This is a genomic window from Mixta mediterraneensis, from assembly GCF_030283135.1.
GTDB lineage: Bacteria > Pseudomonadota > Gammaproteobacteria > Enterobacterales > Enterobacteriaceae > Pantoea > Pantoea mediterraneensis.
In genome coordinates this window covers 1-965 of record NZ_JASUAZ010000136.1, presented here as the reverse complement: position 1 = coordinate 965, position 965 = coordinate 1, and the positions used below count along the sequence as shown (strand labels likewise).

Genomic DNA, 965 nt, shown 5'->3' with positions numbered 1-965 from the left:
TAAGAGCGACCAAATATTTGAAAAAGAGATATTTCTAAAATTAACTAACCTTAACATAAAAGTCACAGTATCCATATTAAGGAAATTTAATTCAGAGGCCTGCATGGATCTATAGCCTCCTATCACTTATAAATAACCATATAGTCAAATATTGACTTATTAAAATGGTTGTTGTTGCCTGATATGATAGTTGCTAGGGATTAAAACTTTTAACGGATAAATCCGTGAGAGGCGCCTACAGTAGATTACACTGCTAATACAACTCTCTGATTAATAAATTATATCCAGCATATGATTTATTATTAAATGTTGGCAGTGAGCTATAGCTACTTCGTTGTTTGGAACCTATATAATTAAATAATACCTTCTCAACAAGTATCTAACATTGTATGCGTATTATTACCGATTTAAATACGATAGCAGCTTCATATACATCTTCTCTAACGATTCATAATGCTTCTTGCACACATCCTGGATTTCTTTACTGGCTATTTCGTTACTTCCAGTCTTTCGCGATACGAGCCTGTTAAATATCTCTGAGTACTTTATTCCTGGACAGGATTTTAGCACTGAAGCAAGCCTGCTGTCCCTGCCAGTAAACACATCGAGGAAGGACAGATCCGGATCGGCCAGCGAACCACGATATATCGCATTAAACGCCTTTCCATTATCCTCTTTCTTCAGCAAAATACTCAGCTCCTCCCGGGTCCTTCCCTCGCGAGCAAATTTATCCAAGAGGATCTCTTCCTCCTTGGCCTGTCTCTTCTCCTCCACCTCGGCTGCGTGAACTGAATGGCTTGCATCCTGCAGAACCACCGTTTGGTTCCGTGCACAGAAGAAAGGAAAGGAGAATGTCCAGCACTCCTGAAGATCAAAATCGTAACACTTAACGCAACGGTTCTTGTTCAAATCATAGACACGTATCAGGTCAGTCAGGGCCAGGATATACCCAGCATAGAAGTGGC

General features: G+C 40.0%; 1 protein-coding gene. It reads right to left on the bottom strand.

The genetic code is table 11. The annotated features are described in order from the left end of the window. Positions 1 to 399: 399 nt before the first annotated feature. On the bottom strand, positions 400 to 965 hold a 566-nt coding region (locus QRY16_RS21970), incomplete at its 5' end, for a hypothetical protein (RefSeq protein WP_289778060.1).